General features: G+C 62.6%; 20 protein-coding genes and 1 riboswitch. Of the genes, 11 read left to right on the top strand and 9 right to left on the bottom strand.

The genetic code is table 11. The features are described from left to right. Positions 1–54: 54 nt before the first annotated feature. Genes ACQ4WR_RS14155 through ACQ4WR_RS14145 form a run of 3 tightly spaced genes read left to right on the top strand, consistent with a single transcriptional unit; the run spans position 55 to position 6508 of the window. The gene (locus ACQ4WR_RS14155) at positions 55–2826 is read left to right on the top strand and encodes a type VI secretion system Vgr family protein (RefSeq protein WP_436487966.1); all 2772 of its coding nucleotides are present in this window, start codon (positions 55–57) and stop codon (positions 2824–2826) included. Positions 2827–2852: 26 nt separating this feature from the next. Beyond that, positions 2853–4910: a phospholipase D-like domain-containing protein gene (locus ACQ4WR_RS14150; protein ID WP_436487964.1), complete on the top strand. Its 2058-nt coding sequence runs from the start codon at positions 2853–2855 to the stop codon at positions 4908–4910. Between the two features lie 2 nt (positions 4911–4912). Beyond that, the gene (locus tag ACQ4WR_RS14145) at positions 4913–6508 is read left to right on the top strand and encodes a tetratricopeptide repeat protein (protein ID WP_436487962.1); all 1596 of its coding nucleotides are present in this window, start codon (positions 4913–4915) and stop codon (positions 6506–6508) included. 44 nt (positions 6509–6552) lie between these two features. Here the strand turns inward: ACQ4WR_RS14145 and ACQ4WR_RS14140 are convergent, their stop codons facing one another. Beyond that, complete coding sequence (locus tag ACQ4WR_RS14140) at positions 6553–7173, bottom strand: TetR/AcrR family transcriptional regulator (RefSeq protein ID WP_436487960.1); 621 nt, start codon at positions 7171–7173, stop codon at positions 6553–6555. A gap of 67 nt (positions 7174–7240) precedes the next feature. Between ACQ4WR_RS14140 and ACQ4WR_RS14135 the strand changes: the two genes are divergently transcribed. The 3 genes from ACQ4WR_RS14135 to ACQ4WR_RS14125 all read left to right on the top strand — a co-directional run bounded on the left by ACQ4WR_RS14135 (position 7241) and on the right by ACQ4WR_RS14125 (position 9026). Beyond that, on the top strand, positions 7241–7771 hold the full coding sequence (locus tag ACQ4WR_RS14135) for a DUF2867 domain-containing protein (protein WP_436487959.1): 531 nt from the start codon (positions 7241–7243) through the stop codon (positions 7769–7771). 86 nt (positions 7772–7857) lie between these two features. Then, entirely contained in the window at positions 7858–8469 is a 612-nt protein-coding gene (gene pnuC, locus ACQ4WR_RS14130) for a nicotinamide riboside transporter PnuC (RefSeq protein ID WP_436487957.1), read from the top strand. Beyond that, positions 8469–9026, top strand: a complete 558-nt coding sequence (locus ACQ4WR_RS14125; RefSeq protein WP_436488325.1) for an AAA family ATPase — start codon at positions 8469–8471, stop codon at positions 9024–9026. Before pnuC ends, ACQ4WR_RS14125 begins: the two co-directional genes overlap by 1 nt. Before the next feature lie 110 nt (positions 9027–9136). On the opposite strand, the gene ACQ4WR_RS14120 is transcribed toward ACQ4WR_RS14125, so the two are convergent. Beyond that, complete coding sequence (locus ACQ4WR_RS14120; protein ID WP_436487955.1) at positions 9137–11314, bottom strand: TonB-dependent siderophore receptor; 2178 nt, start codon at positions 11312–11314, stop codon at positions 9137–9139. An 85-nt stretch (positions 11315–11399) separates the two neighbouring features. Continuing rightward, positions 11400–11497: riboswitch (TPP riboswitch) on the bottom strand. A gap of 79 nt (positions 11498–11576) precedes the next feature. Continuing rightward, complete coding sequence (locus tag ACQ4WR_RS14115; protein WP_436487953.1) at positions 11577–12734, bottom strand: iron-containing alcohol dehydrogenase; 1158 nt, start codon at positions 12732–12734, stop codon at positions 11577–11579. A gap of 138 nt (positions 12735–12872) precedes the next feature. Between ACQ4WR_RS14115 and ACQ4WR_RS14110 the strand changes: the two genes are divergently transcribed. Both ACQ4WR_RS14110 and ACQ4WR_RS14105 read left to right on the top strand, forming a co-directional pair. Then, positions 12873–13178, top strand: a complete 306-nt coding sequence (locus tag ACQ4WR_RS14110; protein ID WP_254785783.1) for a ferritin family protein — start codon at positions 12873–12875, stop codon at positions 13176–13178. Between the two features lie 103 nt (positions 13179–13281). After that, positions 13282–13761, top strand: a complete 480-nt coding sequence (locus ACQ4WR_RS14105) for an Imm26 family immunity protein (RefSeq protein WP_102298772.1) — start codon at positions 13282–13284, stop codon at positions 13759–13761. A 613-nt stretch (positions 13762–14374) separates the two neighbouring features. Here the strand turns inward: ACQ4WR_RS14105 and ACQ4WR_RS14100 are convergent. Both ACQ4WR_RS14100 and ompR read right to left on the bottom strand, forming a co-directional pair. Next, positions 14375–15733, bottom strand: coding sequence for a sensor histidine kinase family protein (locus ACQ4WR_RS14100; protein WP_102296077.1), 1359 nt, complete (start codon positions 15731–15733; stop codon positions 14375–14377). Between the two features lie 13 nt (positions 15734–15746). After that, positions 15747–16448, bottom strand: a complete 702-nt coding sequence (ompR, locus tag ACQ4WR_RS14095) for an osmolarity response regulator transcription factor OmpR (RefSeq protein WP_223278807.1) — start codon at positions 16446–16448, stop codon at positions 15747–15749. 264 nt (positions 16449–16712) lie between these two features. On the opposite strand from ompR, the gene ACQ4WR_RS14090 reads away from it, so the two are divergent. Further along, positions 16713–17108 (top strand): hypothetical protein, encoded by a 396-nt coding sequence (locus ACQ4WR_RS14090; RefSeq protein ID WP_102296079.1) that lies wholly within the window; start codon positions 16713–16715, stop codon positions 17106–17108. Between the two features lie 125 nt (positions 17109–17233). Beyond that, on the top strand, positions 17234–19123 hold the full coding sequence (locus ACQ4WR_RS14085) for a flagellar assembly protein A (protein ID WP_436487949.1): 1890 nt from the start codon (positions 17234–17236) through the stop codon (positions 19121–19123). Here ACQ4WR_RS14085 and arfB read toward each other — a convergent pair whose 3' ends face one another. Then, a complete protein-coding gene (gene arfB / locus ACQ4WR_RS14080) occupies positions 19124–19522 on the bottom strand; it encodes an alternative ribosome rescue aminoacyl-tRNA hydrolase ArfB (RefSeq protein WP_034749850.1) in 399 nt (132 codons plus the stop codon). A 204-nt stretch (positions 19523–19726) separates the two neighbouring features. Here arfB and ACQ4WR_RS14075 point away from each other — a divergent pair, with 204 nt between their 5' ends. After that, positions 19727–20203: a chemotaxis protein CheW gene (locus ACQ4WR_RS14075; protein ID WP_436487948.1), complete on the top strand. Its 477-nt coding sequence runs from the start codon at positions 19727–19729 to the stop codon at positions 20201–20203. 39 nt (positions 20204–20242) lie between these two features. Here the strand turns inward: ACQ4WR_RS14075 and ACQ4WR_RS14070 are convergent, their stop codons facing one another. From ACQ4WR_RS14070 to dapE, 3 genes are all read right to left on the bottom strand, one after another. After that, on the bottom strand, positions 20243–22234 hold the full coding sequence (locus ACQ4WR_RS14070) for an ATP-binding cassette domain-containing protein (protein WP_436487946.1): 1992 nt from the start codon (positions 22232–22234) through the stop codon (positions 20243–20245). A gap of 134 nt (positions 22235–22368) precedes the next feature. After that, a complete protein-coding gene (gene prmB / locus ACQ4WR_RS14065; RefSeq protein ID WP_102296086.1) occupies positions 22369–23259 on the bottom strand; it encodes a 50S ribosomal protein L3 N(5)-glutamine methyltransferase in 891 nt (296 codons plus the stop codon). Between the two features lie 56 nt (positions 23260–23315). Continuing rightward, complete coding sequence (gene dapE, locus ACQ4WR_RS14060; RefSeq protein ID WP_102296088.1) at positions 23316–24452, bottom strand: succinyl-diaminopimelate desuccinylase; 1137 nt, start codon at positions 24450–24452, stop codon at positions 23316–23318. Between the last annotated feature and the right edge of the window lie 5 nt (positions 24453–24457).

The following is a 24457-nucleotide window of genomic DNA, read 5'->3' as shown; positions in this document are numbered from 1 at the left end:
CCAGCCTCCACCATGGTTAGCATGGGTTAGCGAAACAAATGCGACGGAGGCGATATGGACGATGGCGGGCTGGCAGCCGATCTTGCGCGGCTTTTCGACGCCGGCAGGCGAGTCCAGGACAGCCGCTTGCTGCGCATGGATTTTCCGCGCGAGGACGGTCCGTCCGATACCGCGCTGCTGGTCAACAGCTTGCGGGCCCATGAAGAAATGTCACGCGACTTCCGCTTCGAGGCCGAACTGCTGTCCGACAATCTCCACGTGCCCCTGACAGCGATGATGGGACGCATGGTCACGATATCGATGGTGCGCGATGACGGCAGCTTGCGCTTTTTTAATGGTTATGTCGGTGAATTTCGCCTGTTGCGCAGCGATGGCGGTTTTGCGTTCTACCAGATGGTGCTGCAACCGTGGCTGGCCTTTTCCAGGTTGCGCATGGACAACGTCTCGTTCCACGGACGCACGGTCATCGACATCAGCGAAACGACCTTCGATCATTATGTACAGCGCGACTGGCAAAACCGGCTGCATGAGGAAAAAGCGATATTAAGCTGCGCCAACCAGCATAATGAAACCGATTACAACCATCTGCACCGGCGCTGGGAAGACCAGGGACTCCATTATTGGTATGAACATCGCGCCGACGGTCATACGCTCTGTCTGGGCGACAATACCTGGCTGAGCGACAGCATCGATCCAGGCGATCTCGATGCCAGTGTCGCCGACGAAATGCTGTTTCGCAGCGGCGCGGGTTCGCTGGAGGCTGACGGCATACGCGATTGGCAGGCAATACGGAAGATCGCTTCAGGCTCGCTCACGCTGTCCAGCTTCAACTACAAGCAGCCATATGCCAGCCGCGCCAGCGGCCATGCGCTGCACCAGCAGGGCGACGTGTTTGCCCATGAACTGTATCAGGACACCGGCTATGGCTATGCCGACATGGACGACGGTGAAGCGCTGGCACAACGCCGCCTGGAGGAGAATAACCGCCAGGCGCAATACTTCGAAGCTGGCGGCAACCACCGCTGCGCCCAGGCCGGGCGCAGTTTCACGCTGGGCGGCCACTTCAGCGGCAGGCAATCCATGCCGGCCAAAGGTGAAGCGGCGCGCCCGGACATCCGCTCGCGCGAATACCTGATCCTGTCGGTCGAGCATATCGCCAGCAACAATTACCAGGCAGGCACGGGCGCGAAGTCGCAGTATGCAAACCGTTTTAGCTGCATTCGCAAGAGCATCCGCTGGTATCCCGGGCGGCAGTTCAACAGCACGCCTTGTGCGTTGCCCGGCGTGCAGACGGCGATTGTCACGGGGCCGGCAGGCGAAACCATCCATACTGACGCGCTGGGCCGGGTGAAGGTGCAATTCCACTGGGACCGGCTGGGCAAGTTCGACGCGGGCAGTTCGCCATGGATCAGGGTCATGACGCCATGGGCGGGCCAGGCGTTCGGCCAGATCGCGCTGCCGCGCATCGGCCAGGAAGTGCTGATCCAATTTCTCAACGGCAATATCGACCGTCCCGTCATTGTCGGCGCGGTGTACAACGGCAACCATGCACCGCCGTGGAAGTTGCCGGGGCAATGCATGCTTGGCGGCTGGCGTAGCGCCGAGCTGATGCCTGGCGGCGGTCACGGCGTGCGCGGCAACCAGCTGGTGCTCGACGATACGCACCAGCGCATCCAGGCGCAACTGAAAAGCGACCATCAACACAGCCAATTGTCGCTCGGCTGCATCAGCCGCATCGAAGACGCCAGCGGGCGCAAGGATGCGCGTGGCGAGGGCTGGGAACTGGCGTCAGACGCCTGGGGCGTGGCGCGCGCCGGCCGCGGCATGTTGCTGACCACCGAAGCGCGCCCTGGCGCCGCCTCGCATATCAAGAGCATGGATGAAACCTTGCGCCGGCTGGCCGAGGCTGCTGAGCGGCACAAGGCGCTTGCCGCCCTGGCGCAGCATTACGGCGCGCAAGAAAGCGCCGCCCAGCAGGGCGCCGCCGCCGATGAGCTGAAAGCCCAGCATGCCGGGATCCAGGGCGCCGGCAGTGGCGAAAACGCATTTCCGGAATTGGCAAAGCCGCATCTGGTGCTGGCCAGTCCGGCTGGTATCGAAACGACGACCGCGCAATCGACGCACATCGCCAGCGCAGGGCACACCGCGCTGACGTCCGGGCGCGACCTGTCGATGGCGGCCGGCGGCGGCCTGTTCGCCAGCATCGGCGCAGCGTTTCGCCTGTTCGTCCACAAGGCGGGCATGAAACTGATCGCCGCAGCTGGCCCGGTGCAGATCGCGGCGCAAACCGATGCGGTCGATATCGTCGCCAACAAGGTTCTGGAATTGATCAGCCAGACCGACTGGGTGGATATTCGCGGCCGCAAAGGCGTGCGCCTGCATGGTGCCAATTGCATGCTTGAAATTAGTGACAAAGTACAGTTTTTTACCGCGTCGCCGACGCTGTTCCATGGCAACCTGGAAACACTGGCGCCCAAGAACCGGCCGCAACCGGAGCTGGAACCGCCCATCGCGCCGGTAGCGGGGCAATTGCAGCATACGATCCAGGCCCATGCGGATGGCGGTCAATACGCGCATGTGCCGTACACGCTGTACAAGGGGGACGCCGAAGTCGAACGCGGCTTGACCGACGAATTCGGCCGCATCCTGATCGCGCATCAGGACGGCACGCCGCGCTACCGTGTCGTCCTGGGCAACGGCGAAGAGTTTTCATTGCAGGCGAGCGCGTGCTTCGATGCCAGCGCTGCGCCGGACGGCGAACAGACGCTGTCCAACCGTGGTTTGCGTGCGCTTGACGATACCACCGACGGCCGCTGGTTTCAATGATCACCTTGCACTGACGGGAGAACGCCATGCCGGAATCGACCAGCCGCATTGAAACCACCCACATCGACGAGGTCGGCCGCAGCGCGACCAGTGCGCTTCAGTGGCTGCTGGAAAACCGCAACCTGAAGGGCAAGGCCACTCATCCGATTACGCATAACAACAAGCTGACACTGTTTATTTGCGGACAGGAAGGCTTTGCCGACATCGCCGGCGAGATCGCCAGGGCTGAAAAGTCCATCGACCTGTGCTGCTGGGGTTTCGACCCGGGCATGGAGCTGGTGCGCGCCAACGGCGCGACCTGGCCGCGTGGCGACACGTTTGGCGACTTGCTGATCGCCGCAGCACGGCGTCACGTCAGGGTGCGCCTGCTGGTCTGGCATGACCGGATCGGTTCGCCGATGGTGCACAATATGCCGGGCCATTCGCACGGCACCTCGCCATGGAAAACCGATGGACAGCGGGCCGACAAGCTCAGCGCAAAAGCCAGCCAGGCGATGTTGCACGATGCGGTCCAAAAAAAGAAACATATTTTAGGCAACGGTTATTGGGGCGAGTACCTCAGGCCCGAGGACATCCCGACGATGGCGCGTGAAGAATATTGTCACAGCTGGTATGCGGCGGCGTTCAAGGGCATGCTGAGTGGTATCACGATTCGTTTGCGCCACGGCGACAGCGGTGCGATCAGCAAGAGCATTTCGACCGAAATAAACCAGCCGCGCGGCTTGACGATGGGGGAAATCGAAAAGCCCGGCATGCAATACCTGGGTACGCATCACCAGAAACAGGTCCTGATCGACTTCGACCACGAAGAGGGCACCAAGGCCGTCGGTTATGTGATGGGCCTGAACTCGGTGACCGATTATTGGGACACGACGGCCCATCTGCTCGACGATACGCGGCGCGAACAGGGCGGCGTCAACGAGCGACGCGAATGCTTGCAGGGAATAGCCGCGGACGGCGGGTTCGCCACCTTGAAGCCCTATCAGGATTACGCCTGCCGTATCGACGGCGGCAGGGCGCTCATCGCGCTCTACAATAATTTTGTGAAGGCATGGGATCGCGCGGCCGATGATCGCACGCATGCGGCCGCCAATGCCAGCGTGAGTCGCGAGTTGCCACAGGGCGGCCCGCCGGCGCAGCTGTTGCGCGAGGCCGGGCCGGATGATTCCACCGTGCAGATCGTGCTGACGCAGCCCGAGGAACAAGACAAGACCATCAAGGAAACGTATTTCCGCGCCGTGACCCAGGCCAGCCTGGCGGCCGGCTACCTGTACGTGGAAAACCAGTATTTCCAGTATGAAGATTGGGCGCAACACTTGCTGAGCGAGCGCAAAAAGGTTGTCGCCGCCTGGAAGGCCGGCAGTGTCAAGGCGGGCAAGAGTCTTGAAGATATGCCGGTCATGCACGTATTCATTGTCATCCCTGTGCCGGAACGCGCGCAGATGGTGCCGCGCACCCACGACACGCTGGCGGCGCTGGGGCAGCACGCCGGCATGACGGGGCAAAACACCATGATCGATGACTACAACAAGCAGTCGAAAACCCGGCATGTCAGAGGCGGATTCGGCATCACCAACGAGGTTGAAGTCAAGTTGCCCGATGTGGTCCGGCACTCCAACGGCATCAACAAACCCGGCGTGATGACGCTCGAGAGCGAATTCGGGCTGAAGGTCTCGGTGGCGATGCTCAATGTCAGCGCGTTTGACAACGACCGCTGGCGTTACCGTGAAATCTACATCCATTCCAAATTGATGCTGGTCGACGACGTGTTCATGACCTTGGGCAGCGCCAACCTGAACCAGCGCAGCATGGCCGTCGACAGCGAAATCAATATCGCCACCATCGACCGCCGCGTGGCCCACGATTTGCGCAAGCGGGTGTGGCGCATGCATAGCGGGGGATTGGTCGATGGAGGGGGCGGGACGAAGGCGGAGATTGTATTGGCATTTGAAAATTGGACAAAACTTATGGTGGAAAACCGCAAGAGAAAATTCAACAAGTCCGAAACTGCAATTTTTAAGAAAATGACAGGGTTTTTGCTGCCATTGGAAGATAAACGCAGCTCCACCATACGCTTGGGCTGATTATGAGTAAAAACGATACCAGTTTCTTCCGCCTGCCATTTGTTGTGTTGGCAGTTCTTCTCTTTACTTCTCTAGTCGCCTGCAAAATGCCTAACGACAAAGTCTTGCCACGCAATCAAAGCCTGCCCCTTTTCAACCCCCATGTCGCGGATTTTATTTGTGAAACCGAGGCAAGCAAGGTGCCGCCCATCGATGCGCAAGCCGAGGACTGGTTTCTTCAAGCGCGCGCCCTGGAAGATCCTGAAATTTTCGTCGAAGACCGCGACTACAAAAAAATTGTCGATCTGACGCGTCAAGCGGCAGAGCGATTGCACTGGAAGGCGATGCTCAATCTGGCCAGCCTGTATGTGGAAGGACGCGATCCCTTATATGGTAATGAAGAGGCGGTTCAATTGGTGGAAAAGGCGATGCGGCTCGGGATACCTGCGGCATATGACCGGATGGGGACGTATTATGCTAACAGCACTGGAGTAAAAGGCGATATCACCCGGGCTTATGCCTTCTGGCAAAAGGCGGCGCAGATGGGTAATCCGCAATCGCTGGCTTTTCTCGGCGAAAAATTGACAGCTGGAGAGGATCATCCCGGTATTGATATGTGGAGCAACATTCCGATAGCGACCAAAATGTTGGAATGTGCGGTGGCCCAAGGTTATGGTCCAGCGGCATACGATTTATATTATTTATATGCTGCGCCAAGAACTGCAGACGGCACAATAATTGGCGATCATCGGACGCCAGAAACAAAAGACCGTGCCCTAAAAATTTTACATGAAGGTGTTCGCCTGGGTTGCGCGCAGTGCGCACGCGATCTCTCGATAGAGTTTAGCCAACCTTTTAATTTGTCCGACATATTAGTGCCGTTCATTGACAAAGCTCGCGGTGAACGTTATGCGGTACTTAATCGTGCCCTCGGCTTCAACCCCAATCGCCGCTTTCCCAACCTCGATAAAATCTTGCCATTGCCACCGGCCGATCTGCCGCCGTGGGATGGCCAGCGAAAGAGCTTGCTTGACGCAGCCATGGGCGTCCGCCCGCCGCCAGCCATTCCAAAGCCAAGCGCCGCGTCGCTTTCAAAAGAACCGTATTTCCTGGCCGCCGACTATGCGCTGCATCCTGCCGGCTTGCACAGCGACGCGCCGGCCGCGCCATTTTCCGCGTACTGGCAACCAGCCGGTGGGCAGGGCGTGATCCAGCCGGCCCGGCTGTTCCGTCAAGACGAAGAGTTCCCCCATTTCAGCGTGTCCGATGCCGCTGGCAAGGTCAGTTACGGCCCAGTGACGTGGGAGCAGTGCCTGACGCTACGACACAACCATGGCGCCGTGGAACCGCGCGCGGTGCACGGTGTGCTGCGCGAGGTGGCGCTGCCCGAGCCATTGTTGAGCTGCGCTTGCGAGCAGGCCTGTCCGGTCAGCGGTGTCTGGCAACCGTGGGTAGTAGCGGACCATCCGCTGCAGGCCATCGTCAACCAGTACTGGCGACAGGCGTGGCTGGCCCAGGGCGCGCCGTTCCCGCGACCGCGCCGCGCCTGGCTGCTCGATTTGCCGGATGAGGACGTGACGTGGCATTTGATGGATGCGTCCGTTGGATTTCCAGGCTGACGCTTCACGTTCACGCTATTTCTCATAGCGTATATGGATAGGAATCAGGACAGCGGTGCTGACGTCAACGCCTCCACCGGCAACTGAAAAAAACGCGGCACCATGGCCGGCGACAGGTCGTCGCCGCCGTCCGCCATGGCCAGGCGGCCGCTCAGCAGCAGCATCACGTAGCCGTGGCCCAGCGCCCAGCCGGCGCTGGCGGCTGCCTTGTCCCAGCGCGCATCGAGGCCCGCTTCGCGCACGGCGGCGCCCGCCGTCTGCAGCACGTACTGGAAACACGCTTGCGCCGCTTCCTGCAGCACGGGGAACTGGCGCACGTCCTGGTGTTCGAACATCAGGCGGTAGTGGGCCGGTGCGGCCAGGGCGAATTCGATGTATTGCTGGCCCAGCAGCTGGAAACGCTGGTCGGCGGGCAGGCTGCCGGGGGGCGGCAGTTGTGCCTCCCATTTGGCGATCAGGCTGGCGAAGCCGGCGGCCGCCACGTCGGCCAGTAGGGCTTCCTTGCTGGGAAAGTGGCGGTACACGGCAGCGACGGAGACGCCCACCGTGCGCGCCAGTTCGCGCAGCGACAGGCTGGCATCGCTTTGCTGCGCCAATTGCGCGATGGTGGCGGCGACCAGGGTGTCGCGCAGATTGCCGTGATGGTAGTTACTGTTGTTGCTCATTCTATGTTATCGCTGTTCACATTGTGGTGTATGATAGCCATGTTATCACTGAAAACATGGAGATTACATGCAAGAGATGAACAAGGCAGGGAACATGGCGGTGCGCGCGGTAGCCCTGCCGCCCGGCGCCGGCATCGCGCCCCTGTACCAGGGCAGCAACCTGGCCGACGCCTATGCCGTTGAACTGCCGACCGACGAGGCGCGGCAGATGGACATGCCCAGCCTGGCGCGCGTCCTGCTGGGCAGCCAGCCGCGCTGGGCGCGGTGGCTGATGGTGGTGCGCGACGCCATCGTCTCGCTGTTCGGCATCAAGACGTCCAGGCAGATGGAAGCCAAGCGTGGCGAGCGCATCGGCATTTTCCGCATCTATAGCGTCAGCGACGACGAGATCATCGTGGGCGAGGACGACAGCCACCTGGACTTCCGCCTGTCGGTGCTGCGCAACAGGGAAGCGGGGCGGCACGGCAGCGTCACCATGTCCAGCGTCGTGCATTGCCACAACTGGGTCGGACGCGCGTACATCCTGCTGATCCGTCCGTTTCACAAGCTGATCGTGCAGCGCTCGCTGGCGCGCGCGGCCAGGCAGGGTTTTGCCTGAGAGGGAAAACGGGCTGGGGGTAGGGGCATTCTTGCTTATTCATGCCCGGTATTGCATACTGCACCACCAGCCTCATCACGATTCCCATGAACGATACGCTTCTCCTGCTGGGTTTTGCCACCACGCCGCTTGAACTGATTTCCTTTGTCCTGGCATTGACAACCGTTGCGCTGAACATCCGCCAGAACCACTGGGCCTGGCTGTTCGCCATCATCTCTTCGGCCGCCTACGGTTTCGTGTTTTTCGAGTCGCGCCTGTATGGCGACATGGCCTTGCAGCTGCTGTTCATCAGCGTCTCGTTCTGGGGCTGGTATCAATGGCTGCACCCGGTCAGCGGCGGCAAGACCCTGCCCGTCACGCGCCTGACCGCACGCGGTTGGCTGGCGTGCGCCGCGGGCTGGCTGGTCGGCTTCCTGCTCATCGCCTGGCTGCTGACGACGACGGACACGGACGTGCCGCATGCGGACGGTTTCCTCACGGCAGGCAGCCTGGTGGGGCAGTTCCTGCTGTCGCGCAAGAAACTGGAAAACTGGATCGCCTGGATCATCGTCGACGTGCTGTACGTGTGGCTGTACCTGCACAAGGGCCTGACCCTGACGGCCGTGCTGTATGGCTTCTTTGTCGTGATGGCCGTCATCGGCTTGCTGGCGTGGAAAAAGTCCGCGCCTGCCGCCCCGGGCGCCATGGTCCTCAAGTGATGGGTTCTTGCGTGCGCGTGGCCATCCTTGGCGCGGAATCGTCGGGCAAGTCGACCCTGGCGGCCGCCCTGGCCGAACGCTACGGCACCGTCTGGGTGCCTGAGTATTTGCGGGAATTTGTCGAAACACAGGGCAGGGTGCCCGTCGCTGCCGACCAGTACGGCATCGCGCGCACGCAAGTCGAACGCGAAGCGGCCGCCGCCGCGCAGGCCCGGCATTTCCTCTTTTGCGATACGACGCCGTTGATGACGGTGGTCTACAGCCGCCATTACTTCGATGGCGCCGATGCGCGGCTGGCCGCGCTGGCCGATGCCACCCACTACGATGTGACCTTGGTGACGGCGCCCGACAGCCCTTGGGTGGCCGACGGCTTGCAGCGCGAGTCGGAAGCCGTGCGCCAACTGATCTATCGCCTGCTGCTGGAGGAACTCGATGCGCGCGGCATTGTCTACCACGTGCTGCACGACAGCCTGGAGGCGCGCCTGGCCCAGGCCGCGCCTTTGCTGCGGCAGGCGCTTGATGCGGCGCCTGCCTTCTCTTCTCTTCGGAGCACCTGACAAAACCGTAGCGGGCGGCAGCGAATTGTGGTTGAGATGCGCCACTGTGCGAATGCACAGTGAGCATCGGAGGCCGCGATCCGCGACGCGCAGCAGGTTTGGTTCGGTGTTTAAAAGTCGAACTGCGCCGAGACTTTGAGTGTCCGGCTTGCGCCCGGGAACAGGTAGCCGCCTGCTTCCGGCGTCACGTCGCGCCAGTAGAACTTGTCCGTCAGGTTGTTGACGGTGGCGCGCAGCACGGCTGGCGTGCCGGCCAGGCGCGTGGCGTAGGCGGCGCCCAGGTTGAACACGCTGTACGAGGGCACGAAGGTTGTGTTGTTGTTCTCAAACGCCTTCTTGCCCGCATATTCCCAGCTGCCATTCACGCTCAGGCCGGCCACTTGCGGCACGGCGTAGTTGGCGCGCACGGCGGCCTTGAATGCCGGCACGTTGGGCACGCGCTTGCCATCATAGTCCGCACTGCCCGTATCCGACTGCTGGCTGTTCAGGGCCGTGATGGAGGCGCCCAGGTTCAGGTTGGCGCCAGCCTTGCCCTGCGCCGACAGTTCCAGCCCGCGATGCTGGGCCTGGCCCGCACGCACGAAGTGGTAGGTGCTCATGCTGCTGTCGAGGTACTGGTTGAATTCCAGGCCCTTGCGGATCTGGAACAAGGTGGCGGCGACCATGAAGTCCGGCGTCAAGTCCGCCTTCACGCCCAGTTCGACCTGCTTCGATCGGCTTGGCGTCAGTTCCACGTTGGCGTTTTCCGCGTAGCGGTCGGCCGTGCCGCCGTGTTCCATGCCGTGCGAATACGAGGCGTACACGGCGATATTGTCTTGCGGGTTGTACACCAGCGCCACGTTCGGCAGCAGGAAGTCGTGTTTGGCGCGGATTTCCTTGTCGGCCTTCAGCACGTACTGGTAGCCATCCACATCGATCTGGCGTACGCCGCCATGCAGCTTCCAGTTCGGTGCCAGGCTGACGATGTCCTGCACGAAGACGGATTTTTCCTTGTCGTTGCGCACCAGGCGCACGGGGCCCGTGACGCCGTCGGATGGGGCGACGATGACGGGGCGGTAGATGTTGCTGATGCCCACTTCGTCATACACATACTTGCCGGCCCGGTCCTTGCGGTTGAAATACGACACGCCGGCCGTGACTTCATGGCGCAGGCTGCCTGTGGCGAACTTGCCCTGGATCATGGCTTGTGCGCTCAGCGGCTTTTTCGTTTCGCCCAGACTGCGGAAGTCCCACACGGAGAAATCGCCATTGCTGCAGAAGACGGGCGCCCAGCCTTCCGGGCTGCAGCCATACGGATATGCGGTGTAGTCGTCGCGCTTGAACGAGTGCTGGTTGGCGGAGACGGTGGCGTGCCAGTCCTCGTTGAAGGCGTACTGGAAGCGCAGGCCGAGATTGCTGGTGACGGTTTCCACGGGGTGCGTCCAGGGCTGCTTGTTGAGCATGGTGTCGGCGCTGACGTTGGAAGGCAGCTTGCCATTGCTCAGCAGCTGGAAGCCCGGTGCCGTCACTTGCGCCTTGTCCTGGTAGTCGGCGTCGAGTTGCAGCAGCGCTTGCGGCGAAATTTGCCAGTCGAAGGCGCCGGAAATGAACTTGCGGTTGCCGTCGGCGCCCCGGATGTAGGAGCGCAGGCGCTCGGCCGCCACGTTGATGCGGTAGCCGAAGCGCTTGTCTTCCAGGCGTCCGCCCAGGTCGACGGCGCCGTACAGGGTGCCCCGTTCGCGCGCTTCCACGGTGACCGTGCGCAGCGGCGCGGCGGTGGGGCGCTTGACGATGAAATCGATCACGCCGCCCGGTGCCGCCACGCCCGCCTGCAAGCCGGCCAGGCCTTTCAGCACTTCGATGCGTTCCTTGTTTTCCAGCGCAATTTGCGTGTCGCCGGGAATCGCCACGCCATCCTTGCGGTAGCTGGAGTTCGTGTCGAGTTTAAAACCGCGGATGGTGAACTGTTCCGCATAGCCGACGGCGTTGTACGACTCGTTGATGCTGGCGTCGAGCTTGACGGCATCGCTGAGGTTGCGGATCTGCAGGTCCTGCATTTCCTTCTGCCCGATGACGGTGACGGAAGCCGGCGTTTGCAGCAGCGGCGCGTCGGAAAAGCCGCCGACGGAGGCGCGCTTGGCGGCCGGCGCCTTGCTGGCCGTGACGACCACTTCGGCCATGCTTTGCGCCTCGGCCTTGGCCTGCGGGTCGGCAGCTTCGGCGGCGTCGTTCGTGGCAAAGGCTGGCGCGGCAAACGCGTGCAGGATGGCCAGGGTCAGTACAGAAACAGATAAATTCGGTGTGGACATAGATTGCTCGTGGTTCAAGCCGTCTCTGGAAAGAGCACGGCAGGCTGCTTGTTCGGCTGGCGCCAACGCAGGAGCTATCAAAGGAGGGAGGTACTTTGCGCTTTCCTTCGCTGGCATTATCCAGATCAGGTACGAAGGGTATCTCTCACCCGGATAACAGCTCCAGGACCCCTAGCGAACGGATAGCTTAGCATGAACCACGGCCCGCTGTCCCACCTGGCTGACCGTTTTACAACAGTGTGCGTCGAATGTGCAGCCGGCGCTACAGGCTTAGTTCCAGCACCCTGCGGCTGACTTCCGGCGTGATGTCGCGCTGCTCGCCCAGCGCCGTCATGCCGTGCGCTTCCAGCGCGGACACGACGGCGTCCACGCTGGCATGGTTCAGGCCATAGTCTGCCAGGCGCGTCTTGACACCCATGTGGCGGAAGAAATACTCGGTGCGCGCGATGGCCGCCTCGATGCGGCCATCCTCGTCGCCGCCATCGAGGCCCCACACGCGGGCCGCGTACTGCAGCAGCTTGGCGCGCTTGGCCTGCTTGCGCACGCGCAGCATGCTGGGCAGGATGATGGCCAGCGTCTGTGCGTGATCGAGTTCGTACAAGGCCGTCAGTTCGTGGCCGATGGCGTGCGTCGACCAGTCCTGCGGCACGCCCACGCCGATCAGGCCGTTCAAGGCCAGGGTGGCGCTCCACATCACGTTGGCGCGCACGTCGTAGTCGTCCGGCTGCGACAGCGCCTTCGGCCCTTCCTCGATCAGGGTCAGCAGGATGCCTTCCGCGAAGCGGTCCTGCACCGAGGCGTTGACGGGAGTGGTCAGGTATTGCTCCATCACATGCGCGAAGGCGTCGACGACGCCATTGCCCACCTGGCGCAGCGGCAAGGTAAAGGTCTTCGACGGGTCCAGCACGGAAAATTTCGGATATACCTTGCGGCTCATGAACGAGCGTTTTTCCTGCGTCGCCTTGCGCGTGATGACGGCCGAGCCATTCATCTCGGATCCCGTGGCCGGCAAGGTCAATACGGTGCCGAAGGGCAGGGCGGCCTCGACGATCTTGCCGCCTTTCGCCAGGATGTCCCACGGGTCCCCTTCATGCAGGGCGGCGGCGGCGATGAACTTGGTGCCATCGACAACAGAACCGCCGCCGACGGCCAGCAGGAAATCGATGCGCTCGCTTTTCACCAGGGCCACGGCCTGCATCAACGTTTCATAGCTGGGATTGGGTTCGATGCCGGCAAATTCCAGCACGGCATGGCCGGCCAGCGCGGCCCTGACTTCATCGTAGACGCCGTTCTGCCGGATGCTGCCGCCGCCATACGTCATGAGCACCCGGGCCTGGGGCGGGATCAGCGCCGTGATGCTGGCGATCTGGCCCTGGCCGAAGAGGATTTGCGTTGGATTGTAAAAGTCGAAATTGAACATGTGGCTCCCGCTGTGTAGGCTAATGCTGAGCCATGATTATGGCCGAACGGGTGGAAACGTGTCGTGGACGCTTGAGCTTTTCCTCCGCGCGGCGGAGAATGCAGCCGATATCACTTCACTCCGCGAAAAGGAATGCGCATGACCACCGTCCCACTGGAAGAATCCGACTTGCCCGCCACCGCGCTGGACATGCACCGCGCCATCGGCGCCACCATCGCCGCGCTGCAGGCGCTGGACTTGAACAGCCAGCGTTTCGAAGCCTGCACCGACCCGGAACTGCGCCGCGTGCTGGCCCACGCGGGCGACACGAGCCGGCGCGAAATGTCCATGCTGCTCGAATGGATGCGCCGCCGCGACGCGCGCCTGGACAAGGAAATGAAGGAAGCGCTGTTCAAGGCCGGCCCCATCGTGGCCCAGTATCACTACGATGAAAAAATCACCTAAAGCGTCGTAACTGTTGGTTTGTTGCCGTGGCGTACCATACGCCACTTGCGCATTCTTTCGCGTAGACTGTGCCCCGAACACGATTTTGCGGGAGTTTACAGAGATGAAATCATTACCATACCGAGAAGGCAGCTGGTTTGCCGTGCCCCTGCCGGGCGGCGGCTATGCCGTCGGCGTGGTGGCGCGCACGGCGCCTGCCGGCCGCATCATGCTGGCATATATGTTCGGTCCCAAGCGCGATGTCTTGCCATCGCTGGACGAACTGCAAGGCTTGCGGCCGGAACAGGCCGTGCGCCGCCTGCGCACGGGCGACATGGCCCTGCTCAACGAGCGCTGGCCCTTGCTGGGCGACAGCCGCCACTGGGAACGCGCCGCCTGGCCCATGCCGGCATTTATCCGACGCAACGAATCCCTGCAGCGCGCCTGGCGCGCCAGCTATGCGGATGCCGATCCCGCCAAGCTGGACCGTGAGGAATCAATCCCCTTCGACACGCCGGGCATGGAAAGCGACTCCCTGTACGGCTACGGCGCGACGGAACTGCTGATGAACAAATTGCTGGTGCAGGAGCCGGCGTCGGCCTGACCGCTGCCGGGTGGCATGGGTGGCAGCGTTGGATGAGCAGCGTACCCCGGATGTCGCGGTTCCCGCTAATCCGACCTACACGCCTACATCGCTTGCAAAAACGCCGGGCTTAAAGTCGCGTAGGTCGGATTAGGCCGAAGGCCGTAATCCGACAACATTGTTGGCTGATCTTACCGGAATGATGCGCCAGGCCATGCCAGGCGCCTTGGCAGCTTGGGCCAGCAATAGTGTCGGATTACGCGCTTCCCGCTAATCCGACCTACATCGCCTGCGACAACGCCGGGCTTAAAGTCGCGTAGGTCGGATTAGGCCGAAGGCCGTAATCCGACAACATTGTTGGCTGATCTTGTCGGAATGATGCGCCATGCCAGGCGCCTCGGCGGCTGCACCTGCGAGGTCAACAATGGCATCGGATTACGCGGTTCCCGCTAATCCGACCTACACGCCTGCGACAACGCCGGGCTTAAAGTCGCGTAGGTCGGATTAGGCCGAAGGCCGTAATCCGACAACATTGTTGGCTGTTCTTGTCGGAATGACGCGCCATGCCATGCCAGGCGCCTTGGCAGCTTGGGCCAGCAATGGTGTCGGATTACGCGCTTCCCGCTCATCCGGCCTACACCGCCGGCAAACTGATCTGGAACGCCAGGCCGCCGCCTTCGCGGTTGCGCACTTGTAATTCGGCGCCGTGGCGCAGCAGCACGCGGTCGACGATGGCCAGGCCCAGGCCGGCGCCGTTGGCTTGCCCGCGTGCCGTGTCCAGGCGGGTGAACGGCTTCAACAGCTGTTCGATTTTTTCCGCCGGCACGCCCGGGCCGTGGTCCTGCACTTCGATGATGACCTTTTTCGCGCCGTGGCTGGTGCGCACCTGGCAGGCGATGTCGATTTCCGTCACTTCGCTGCCGGGCGTCTTGCCGTAGCGGCGCGCGTTTTCGATCAGGTTGTTGAGCACGCGGCGCAAGTCTGTCGCATTGCCCATCGCATGCGCGCCTTCGGCGATCGCCGCGTTGATTTTCACGTCGGGCAAGCGCATCGCTTCACGCGCCATGTCGCTGAGCAAACCGCTGAGGTCGACATCGGTAAAGGTCGACGCTTCCGTCGGCCTGGCGTAGTCGAGGAACTGGCCGATGATGGCGTCCATCTGTCCGATATCGGACTGGATGCCCTCGCGCGCCTCGTCCGACAGGTTGGCCATTTCCACTTCCAGCTGCATGCGCGCCAATGGCGTGCGCAAATCGTGCGAGATGCCGGCCAGGATCACGGCGCGGTCCGATTCCACCTGTTTCAAGTCGTCGACCATCTGGTTGAAGCTGCGGTTCGCCTCGATGATTTCGATCGGGCCTTTTTCCGGCAGCGGCGCCGGCTGCTTGCCCTTGGCGATGTCGCGCGCGGCCGCAGTCAGGCGCGACAGCGGCAGGTTGATCAGGCTGGAAATGATGGCCGCGCCCAGCACGGACAGCAGCGACACCAGGCTGGCCCAGCCCAGCCACTGGAAGCCCGTCAGGCCACGCAGGCGCTCGCGCTCCAGCATCAGCCAGTATTCGTCGTCGTCGATCTTGAAGCTGACCCAGAAGCCGGCCACGCCGTTCACGCGCGCGGAAAAGCGCGTGTCCTCGCCCAGCTTGGCTTTCACCAGCGCTTCGATGTCGGGCATCAGGTAATTGTCGGGCGGCGGCTCGATGCGGTCGTCTTCCTCCAGCGGGAAGATGCGGATGCCTTCGTTGCTGACCAGGTCGAACAGCAGCTCGCGCCGCAGCTCGGGCGCCGAGTGCGTCAGCGCCGCATGCGTGATGGTGACAACGGAAATGACCTGGGCGGAAATCTGCTGCGCCTGCGGCTCGCGCTGGATGACGGAAATCATGCCGATCCAGGCGATCATGCTGACCGTGGTCAACGTACCCAGCAGCAAGAAGGTACGCCAGAACAGGCCGCTTTTCAGCCGTGCCAGGCTGATATCGGGAACAAGCTTCATCATGCCTCGCCAGCGATCAGCGCGGCTGTCCGTCCGGGATGAAAACGTAGCCCAGGCCCCACACGGTCTGGATGAACAGCGGGCTCGACGGGTCAGGCTCGATCAGCTTGCGCAGGCGCGAGATCTGCACGTCCAGGCTGCGGTCGAACACTTCGTATTCGCGCCCGCGCGCCAGTTCCATGAGTTTTTCGCGCGACAGGGGCTGGCGTGCATGGCGGGCAAATACTTTCAGGACGGAAAATTCACCGGTCGTCAGCGGCACCGTTTCGCCATTCTTTTTCAGGGTGCGCGTGCCCAGGTCCAGCACGAAGTCACCGAACTCGAAGGTTTGCGGCGTTTCCGATGGCGCGCCCGGGATTTCATCGGGGCCCTTGCGGCGCAGCACGGCGCCGATGCGGGCCACCAGTTCGCGCGGATTGAACGGCTTCGGCAGGTAGTCGTCGGCACCCATTTCCAGGCCCACGATGCGGTCCACGTCTTCGCCCTTGGCCGTCAGCATGATGATCGGCGTCTGGTCGCCCGCGCCGCGCAGGCGGCGGCAGATCGACAGGCCATCTTCGCCCGGCAGCATCAGGTCGAGCACCAGCAAGTCGTAGCGCTCGCGCAGCCACAGCTTGTTCATGGCGGTCGCGCTCTCGGCCGTAAAGACATTGAAGCCCTGTTCGGTCAGGTAGCGGCGCAGCAGGTCGCGCAGGCGCACATCGTCATCCACCACCATGATTTTGGCTTGATGGCCGTGGATGGATTGCGTCGTCGTATTGCTGCCGGAGGTGGAGGTTGTGGTCATTTAGGATGTCGTGTTATCGTATATTAGTTGCTATAGTAACGCCTCGCGCAGCGCCCACAAGGGGCTGTGGCGACCCATTACAAAGTGTTACAAACTTTACCCAATTACTCTTACTGCACCGTGTAAAGCATCATACACTGGGGCCACAGTGGAAATCAGCTTTAAGTTTATACGGCATTGCGGAAGAGGAACTCAATGAATATCTTTACAAAAAAAATTCACGCCGCTCCCAGCGCAGCGATTGCCGCACGCGCCTCTTCGCTCGTCCTGTCCGCCGCTGCCGTGTGTTCGCTGTTTGCCGCCGGTCTGGCGCAGGCACAGAACCAGCCGCCGCCACGCCGCGATGAGCAGCAGCAAATGCAGGCACAGCGCTACGAACAGGTACAACGCAATAACAGCAATGATACGCGACTGCGCGAACAGCGTGACGCACGCAGTTTCGACACGCGTGCCGAAGAGCAGCGCCGCGCCAATGACGGCGGCGATTCCTCGCGCCGCACGGGCCGCATGACGCCTGACGAGCGCCGCGACCTGCGCCGCCAGATCAATGAAGTGGGACAAGACATTTACTCGAATCCGCCGCGCCGCTGATTTTTCCCGACCCGATCCGCCCCGCAACAGGGCCAATGCATGCATTGGCCCTGTTTTCACGTTGAGGCTGTCATTTCCCTGGTTTTGGCACGCTGCCGCGCCCCGTGATATTGTTCCATTGCAAGGTGGCACACACAACCCTGGGGAGGCAAGTGGTGAGCGACGACGACACGCCCGTTCCTGATGCGAACCAGGCCCCTGGCTTGCCGCACGGTCTCGTCCAGCGTCATGAAGGCGTGTATTTCGACCTGTCCGTGGCGCCGGCGCAGCTGCGCGCCGCCGTCGAGCAGTTGTTCCAGTCGGGCCAGTTGCTGCTTGGCCTCGATTACGCCCTGTTCCTGCTGACCCTGTTCCACGCGCCGACGCCGCGCGCCGCGCCCAAGGGCGAAGCCTTGCTGCGCATCGCCGCGCGCGTGGCGCCATTCCCGCCCTTGCGCCGCCTGCTGTACAAGCAAATCAAGATCCGTGGCGATGTCGCCGAGTTTTACTTCGAGGCGTTGCCGCCCGGCACGGATGGCCAGGTGCCGGCGCGCCGCGAGTTCGACGAGCTGGTGGCCGACCTGTGGGGCAAGGGCGTGCGCTACGGTATCGATAGTCTGGCCGTGCGCGCCTTGCTCGATGCGGGCAAGGCCGAGCGCATCACGGTGGCGCGCGCGCTGGCGCCGCAGCCGGGCCGCGATGCCCAGCTGGTCGAGGTGTCGCAAGGCATCCACCGCGACGATGCGCCGCGCGAGCGCCCGGATGGCCGTCTCGACCTGCTCAGCTTCAAGAACCGATTTCCGCAGGTCAAGAAACACGCGCGCCTGCTGCGTTTGCTGCGGGGCGCTCCCGGCTTGCCCGGCTTCGACCTGGCCGGCAACGTAGTGCCGCCGCCCGTACCGCTGGAGCTGGATCTGGCCACGGTGGCGGGCGTCGGCACGGTGGTGGAACACTTCAGTGATGGCGACTTCGTGGTGGCCGCCCTGGATGGCTATGTGAATATCGATGAGCACGGCAAGATTTCCATCGACAATAAAATCGTCAGCCGCGAAGGCGTCAGCAGCCGCACGACGGGCAACCTGAAGCTGCGCGCCGCCTACGAGGAATATGGCGAGGTGCAGGAGCAGCGCTCGGTCGATGGCAGCGACATCACCATCCATGGCGACGTCTACGGCCATCTGCATTCGCACGGCGGCCTGATCTGGCTGCAGCGCAACCTGGTGGGCGGCACGGCCTTCAACGAGCACGGCGACGTGCGCATCGACGGCGTGGCGTCCGGCTCCGTGGTCCAGGCGCTGAGCGGCGAAGTGCACCTGGAGCGGGCCGAAAGCTGCGTCATCGCCGGCACTCGCGTGGTGATCGACCACGCCAGCAATTGCGAGATCATCGCCGACGAGGTCGTCATTGAACTGGCCGAAGGCTGCGCCGTGGCCGCGCGCACCATCCGCATCGGCAGCGCCGGACCGCGCAAGCAGGTGGAAATGCTGCTGTTTCCGCTGGTACCCGACTTGCGCCCGCTGGAGCAGAAAATCGCCGAAAGCCTGGCGCGCGCCGCGCAGTTCCTGCAAGTTCAACAGAAGCGGCAGCAGGAGATCGATGCCATCGCGCAGCTGCCGGAAGTGCGCAACTATCTGCTGCTGGCGGGACAGCTGCGGCGCGGCGAATTGCAGTTGCAGCCGGCGCAGCAGGTGCAGTACGACAAGCTGGCCGCGCGCATCGCCCCCGTGCTCAAGGAGGTGGCGCGGCTGCGGCTGGAAGTGAAGCAATCGGAAATCTCGCAGGCGCAGATGCTGGCGCTGGTGGAGCAATTACGCCTGCAGCGGCAGGCAACGGCGGGGCAGTCGCACTGCACCCTGGGCCTGGTCGATGGCGAGACGACGGTGCGCGCCATGGTGGTGCCGCAGGGGCCGGCCAAGGTCTACGACCGGCCGCCGAAAGAAATCAAGGCCTTGCTGCGCAGCGCCACGCCGGCCACGCAGCTGGTGTTTGCCGACAGCACGGGCAGCCTGGAGTGGACTTACCAGCCGCCGCCCTGATCAGTCAGTGACCTTGCCGCGCGATTGTTTCAATACGCTGTGCGTGCTCTTGCTGTCGAGGCGGCGCCGCTGCGAGCTGCGCGTGGGCTTGGTGGCACGGCGCACGGCGGGCAAAAAGGTCACGCTGTCGATGATTTCCTGCAAGCGCCGCAAGGCCTCTTCCTTGTTCTGCTCCTGGCTGCGCGACTGCTGCGCCTTGAGCACCAGCACGCCATCCTTGCTGATGCGGCTGTCGCGCAGGGCCAGCAGCCGTTCCTTGTACGCTTCCGGCAGCGATGAGGCGGCAATGGGGAAGCGCAAATGGATGGCGCTGGAAACCTTGTTGACATTCTGCCCGCCCGGGCCCTGGGCGCGGATGGCGGAGAATTCAACTTCAGCGGGGTTGACGAGGTGTTGCATGGCCTGCCTGTTGAAAAAGATGCTGGTATTGTAAGGCAAGACGCGCGCGGCTGCGCCGGCGCAATGCGGGACTGGTCAGCCGATAATGTCCTCCGGGAAAGTTGATGTTTCTCAACGCCGTTGGCAATGATGCCCGTTAGCATGGGGCCAAAGTTGCATCATTGCGCCGCATCCTGGCAGCGCTGACCGGATGAAAGGAACATCATGCAGCCCACGATACCGTCTGGCGCCGCAGTGCCCGCCGTGCAATACCTGAGCTTCCGGCTGGGTGGCCTCGAATACGGCCTCGATTACCGCTGCGTGCGGGAGTTGCGCCCGCTCAAGGAACTCGACCGTTTCGCCTCGGAAGGCGAGGTGCTGCGCAGCGTGGCCGTCTCGCGTGGCGTGATCATTCCCATCGTCGACATGCGCGCCGCGTTCGGCAGCGTCCAAGGTGCGCCCGACCCTTCCACCGACGTGATCATCCTGCAGTTGAGCAATGGCGTGATGGGCATGGTGGTCGATGGCATCACCGACATCGTCAGCCTGGCGCACGAGGATATCACCGCCGTGTCCGGCCTGGGCGAGACCGAGGCCGACTATCTGCTGGGCCTGGGCCAGGTGGCGGGGCGCCGCCTGATCCTGGTCGACATCGACCGCCTGATGGCGATCCGCAGTCCCAGCCCGATGCAGGCGGCGTAATAAAAAAAGACGACCCTGGGGTCGTCTCTGCTTGTTGCCTTAGCCCAGCTTTTCCAGCTGGTCCTGCAACTCCAGCCATTCCGCTTCCAGCTGCGCCAGGTCCTTGGTGAAGAAGCTCTGGTCGGCCAGCAATTGCTTCAGCTTGGCCTTGTTGGCGGCGTCATAGATGCTCGGCTCGCCCAGCTTGGCGTCGGTTTCCGCCTTTTGCGCGTTGCGCTTGGCGATCTGCTCTTCCTGGCGCTTGATCTTGTTTTCGATCGGCTTGCGCAGGGCGGCCGTTTTCTGGCGCTCTTCCGCTTCCTTGCGCTTGTCGCGCACTGGCGCGGCAGGGGCTGCCGCGGCAACGACGGGCGAGACGACGGGGAAGTCCGTCTTGTTGGCCTTGCCTGCGGCCGGCAGCACGTCCGTGCCCTTGCCCAGCTTGGTCTTGAACAGCCAGTCCTTGTAGTCGTCCAGGTCGCCGTCGAACGGCTGCAGCTTGCCGTCGGCAACGATGATGAATTCGTCCGTGGTGGCGCGCAGCAAATGGCGGTCATGGGACACGACGACCAGGGTGCCTTCGAACTGCGCCAGCGCTTCCGTCAGCGCTTCGCGCGTTTCCAGATCCAGGTGGTTGGTCGGTTCATCGAGCAGCAGCAGGTTCGGACGCTGCCAGACGATCAGGGCCAATGCCAGACGGGCTTTTTCGCCGCCCGAGAACGGCGCGATCGAGGCGGTCACCATGTTGCCGGGGAAGTTGAAGCCGCCCAGGAAGTTGCGCAGTTCCTGCTCGCGCACGGTCGGGGCGATCTTCGACAGATGCCACAGCGGCGATTCGTCGTGGCGCAGCATTTCCACCTGGTGCTGGGCGAAGTAGCCGATGTTCAGGCCCTTGCCCATGGTGGCGTCGCCCGTCAACGGCATCAGTTCGCCGGCGATGGTCTTGATCAGGGTCGATTTGCCGGCGCCGTTCTGGCCCAGCAAGCCGATGCGCTGGCCGATCTGCAGCGAGAATTTGATGCCGTTGACGATGGTCTTGTGCGTGATTTCGCCCGTCGCTTCGTTTTCGATCTTGTAGCCCGCATCGACATCTTCCATCACCAGCAGCGGATTCGGTGCGCTCAATGGCTCGCGGAATTCGAACGAGAATTCGGCGGCGGCGCGCAATGGCGCCAGCTCTTCCATCTTCGCCAGCGCCTTCATGCGGCTCTGTGCCTGGCGGGCCTTGGACGCCTGCGCCTTGAAGCGGTTGACGAAGGATTCCAGATGGGCACGCTTGCGCTGCTGCTTTTCCAGCGCGCCGGCGGCCAGGATCATCTGCGCCGCGCGTTGGCGCTCGAAGCTCGAATAGTTGCCCGAATAGCGCTTCAGCTTGCGTTCGTCGATATGCACGACCACGTTGACGACTTCATCGAGGAAGTCGCGGTCATGGGAAATGATCAGCAGGGTGCCGGCATAGCGTTTCAGCCAGTCTTCCAGCCAGATGATGGCGTCCAGATCCAAGTGGTTGGTCGGTTCATCGAGCAGCAGCAGGTCGGACGGGCACATCAGCGCTTGCGCCAGGTTCAAACGCATGCGCCAGCCGCCGGAGAAACTGGCGACAGGTTGCTGCATCTGGTCCAGGGTAAAACCCAGGCCCAGCAGCAATTGCTCGCCGCGCGACTGCACGGTATACGCGTCGGCATCGGCCAGTGCGCTGTAGATTTCGCCGATGGCGATGCCGTTTTCCGACGTCGCCGGTTCCGCTTCCAAACGCGCCAGTTCCGCTTCCAGTTTGCGCAGGGTGACGTCGCCATCGATAGCGTAGTCGAGCGCCGCACGGTCCAGCGGCGGGGTTTCCTGCGCCACGTAAGCCACGCGCCATTTGGCGGGGAAATCGATCTCGCCCTGGTCAGGGTGCAGTTCGCCACGCATCATGGCGAACAGGCTCGATTTGCCCGCGCCATTGGCGCCGATCAGGCCGATCTTGTCGCCCGGGTTGAGGGTGACATCGACTTGTTCGAGCAACGGTTTGATGCCGCGCATCAGGCTTACTTGTAGGAAACGTATCATTTTTTTCTTTGTAAAGGCTGGGAGTGAACCCGCGCCGTAAAATTCAGGTAGGTCGGATTAGCGTAGCGTAATCCGACAAGTGGGCGCTGCCCGGCGGATTACGCCCTTCGGGCTAATCCGGCCTACCAAGTCGATCAAACCAGTTTCAGCTGCTCGGCCGTCAGCAGGAACACCATGTCGTCGCCGGCGCTCGTCGTCAGCCAGGTCAGGCCCAGCGCGCCGAAGGCCGCTTCCGCGTATTCGCGTTCATTGCCGATTTCAATCATCAGGATGCCGTCGTCCGTCAGGCGCTCGGCCGCGCCGGCGATGATCTTGCGCACCAGGTCCATGCCGTCGCTGCCGCCGTCGAGGGCGATCTGCGGTTCGGCCAGGTATTCCTGGGGCAGGGCGCCCATCGACGCGGAATTCACGTACGGCGGGTTGCTGATGATCAAGTCATACTTTTTGGCTGGCACGTTGGCGTACAGGTCCGATTCGATCAGGTGCACGCGGTCCTGCAGCTTGTACGTGTCGACGTTGCGCTTGGCCACGGCCAGCGCGTCGGCGGAAATGTCCACGGCATCCACGGTAGCGTTCGGGAAGGCGTCGGCCATCATGATCGACAGGCAGCCCGAGCCGGTGCACAGTTCCAGGATGTTTTCCACCGCGTCCGGTTCCGGCACCCACGGCGAGAAGTATTCAGGGATCAGCTCGGCGATGAAGGAACGGGGCACGATCACGCGCTCGTCGACGTAGAAGTTGTATGTGCCCAGCCACGCTTCCTTGGTGATGTAGGCTGCCGGCACGCGGTCGATGCTGCGGCGGTCGATGACGGCCATCACGCTGGCCACTTCCGACGGCAGCAATTTGGCGTCCAGGAACGGTTCCAGGCGGTCCAGCGGCAGTTTTAATGTGTGCAGCACCAGATAGGCGGCTTCATCGAACGCTTCGGCGCTGCCGTGGCCGAAAAACAGCTTGGCGGTGTTGAAACGGGTGACGGCGTAGCGCAGCAGGTCGCGTGGCGTGGAAAACGGGTTCGGGGTCATGGCATTCTCGAAAAGACGGTGTTCTGGCCCGCCGTGACGGGCCTCGGTATTCTGGTTCAGACGGGCAGCAAATGCTCCAGCGTACGCCGGTAAATATTCTTCAGGGGATCGATGTGGCGCAGTTCGATGTGCTCGTCGATCTTGTGAATACTGGCATTGGGCGGCCCGAATTCTATCACTTGGGGGCAGATTTGCGCGATAAACCGGCCATCGGAGGTCCCGCCGGTGGTCGACAGCTCCGTCGTGATGCCTGTTTCTTCCAGGATGGCGGACGACAGCGCATCGCTCAAGGTGCCGCGTGGCGTGAGGAAAGGCAGGCCGCTCAGGGTCCACTGCAGATCGTATTGCAAGTCATGCTTGTCGAGGATGGCGTGCACGCGTTGCTGCAGGCTTTCCGCCGTGCTGGCCGTGGAAAAGCGGAAGTTGAAATCGATCACCATGTCGCCGGGAATGACGTTGTTGGCGCCCGTGCCCGCGTTGATGTTCGACATCTGCCACGACGTCGGCAGGTAATACTCGTTGCCCGCATCCCACTTTTCCTCGACCAGGTCGGCCAGCGCCTGCGCCGCTTCATGAATCGGATTTTTTGCCAGGTGCGGATAGGCGATGTGGCCTTGCACGCCCTTGATCGTCAAGCGGCCCGACAGCGAGCCGCGGCGGCCATTCTTGATCATGTCGCCCAGCTGCGCGCTGGACGTCGGCTCGCCCACCAGGCAATAGTCGATCTGTTCGCCGCGTGCCTTCAGTTGCTCGCAGACGATGACGGTGCCATCCGTTGCCGGGCCTTCCTCGTCGCTGGTGATCAGAAAGGCGATCGAACCCGTATGCTCGGGGGTGGCGGCGATGAATTCCTCGCAGGCCACCACCATGGCGGCGATCGAGGTCTTCATGTCGGCCGCGCCACGGCCGTACAGCTTGCCGTCGCGGTGCGTGGGAATGAAGGGCAGCGAGCGCCATTGCTCGACGGGGCCGGTCGGCACCACGTCCGTGTGGCCGGCGAAGACGAACACGGGCGAGCTCAATCCGCGGCGCGCCCACAAATTGGTGACGTCGTTCGACTGGATCGTCTCGCAGACAAAGCCCAGTGGCGTCAGAATATCGATCAGGTGCTGCTGGCAGCCCTTGTCATCGGGCGTGACCGAGGACAGGGCGATCAGTTTTTCGGTCAGGGCGAGGGTTTTGGAGGTGGTCATGGGAA

Origin of the sequence: Janthinobacterium amylolyticum, from assembly GCF_051380655.1 — a bacterium.
GTDB lineage: Bacteria > Pseudomonadota > Gammaproteobacteria > Burkholderiales > Burkholderiaceae_D > Janthinobacterium.
The sequence above is the reverse complement of the archived record's forward strand: the minus strand, read 5'-3'. Positions and strand labels throughout refer to the sequence as shown.

Excerpts from the sequence above, each read along its gene's own strand:
- ACQ4WR_RS14090 (WP_102296079.1), top strand. The coding sequence starts at position 16,713 with ATGAATATCTTTACAAAAAAAATTCACGCCGCTCCCAGCGCAGCGATT.
- ompR (WP_223278807.1), bottom strand. The coding sequence starts at position 16,448 with ATGGTGGTGGATGACGATGTGCGCCTGCGCGACCTGCTGCGCCGCTAC.
- ACQ4WR_RS14135 (WP_436487959.1), top strand. The coding sequence starts at position 7,241 with ATGCAAGAGATGAACAAGGCAGGGAACATGGCGGTGCGCGCGGTAGCC.
- ACQ4WR_RS14155 (WP_436487966.1), top strand. The coding sequence starts at position 55 with ATGGACGATGGCGGGCTGGCAGCCGATCTTGCGCGGCTTTTCGACGCC.
- ACQ4WR_RS14150 (WP_436487964.1), top strand. The coding sequence starts at position 2,853 with ATGCCGGAATCGACCAGCCGCATTGAAACCACCCACATCGACGAGGTC.
- ACQ4WR_RS14100 (WP_102296077.1), bottom strand. The coding sequence starts at position 15,733 with ATGATGAAGCTTGTTCCCGATATCAGCCTGGCACGGCTGAAAAGCGGC.
- ACQ4WR_RS14145 (WP_436487962.1), top strand. The coding sequence starts at position 4,913 with ATGAGTAAAAACGATACCAGTTTCTTCCGCCTGCCATTTGTTGTGTTG.
- ACQ4WR_RS14120 (WP_436487955.1), bottom strand. The coding sequence starts at position 11,314 with ATGTCCACACCGAATTTATCTGTTTCTGTACTGACCCTGGCCATCCTG.
- pnuC (WP_436487957.1), top strand. The coding sequence starts at position 7,858 with ATGAACGATACGCTTCTCCTGCTGGGTTTTGCCACCACGCCGCTTGAA.
- ACQ4WR_RS14105 (WP_102298772.1), top strand. The coding sequence starts at position 13,282 with ATGAAATCATTACCATACCGAGAAGGCAGCTGGTTTGCCGTGCCCCTG.
- dapE (WP_102296088.1), bottom strand. The coding sequence starts at position 24,452 with ATGACCACCTCCAAAACCCTCGCCCTGACCGAAAAACTGATCGCCCTG.
- ACQ4WR_RS14140 (WP_436487960.1), bottom strand. The coding sequence starts at position 7,173 with ATGAGCAACAACAGTAACTACCATCACGGCAATCTGCGCGACACCCTG.
- ACQ4WR_RS14110 (WP_254785783.1), top strand. The coding sequence starts at position 12,873 with ATGACCACCGTCCCACTGGAAGAATCCGACTTGCCCGCCACCGCGCTG.
- ACQ4WR_RS14125 (WP_436488325.1), top strand. The coding sequence starts at position 8,469 with ATGGGTTCTTGCGTGCGCGTGGCCATCCTTGGCGCGGAATCGTCGGGC.
- ACQ4WR_RS14070 (WP_436487946.1), bottom strand. The coding sequence starts at position 22,234 with ATGATACGTTTCCTACAAGTAAGCCTGATGCGCGGCATCAAACCGTTG.
- ACQ4WR_RS14115 (WP_436487953.1), bottom strand. The coding sequence starts at position 12,734 with ATGTTCAATTTCGACTTTTACAATCCAACGCAAATCCTCTTCGGCCAG.
- arfB (WP_034749850.1), bottom strand. The coding sequence starts at position 19,522 with ATGCAACACCTCGTCAACCCCGCTGAAGTTGAATTCTCCGCCATCCGC.
- prmB (WP_102296086.1), bottom strand. The coding sequence starts at position 23,259 with ATGACCCCGAACCCGTTTTCCACGCCACGCGACCTGCTGCGCTACGCC.
- ACQ4WR_RS14075 (WP_436487948.1), top strand. The coding sequence starts at position 19,727 with ATGCAGCCCACGATACCGTCTGGCGCCGCAGTGCCCGCCGTGCAATAC.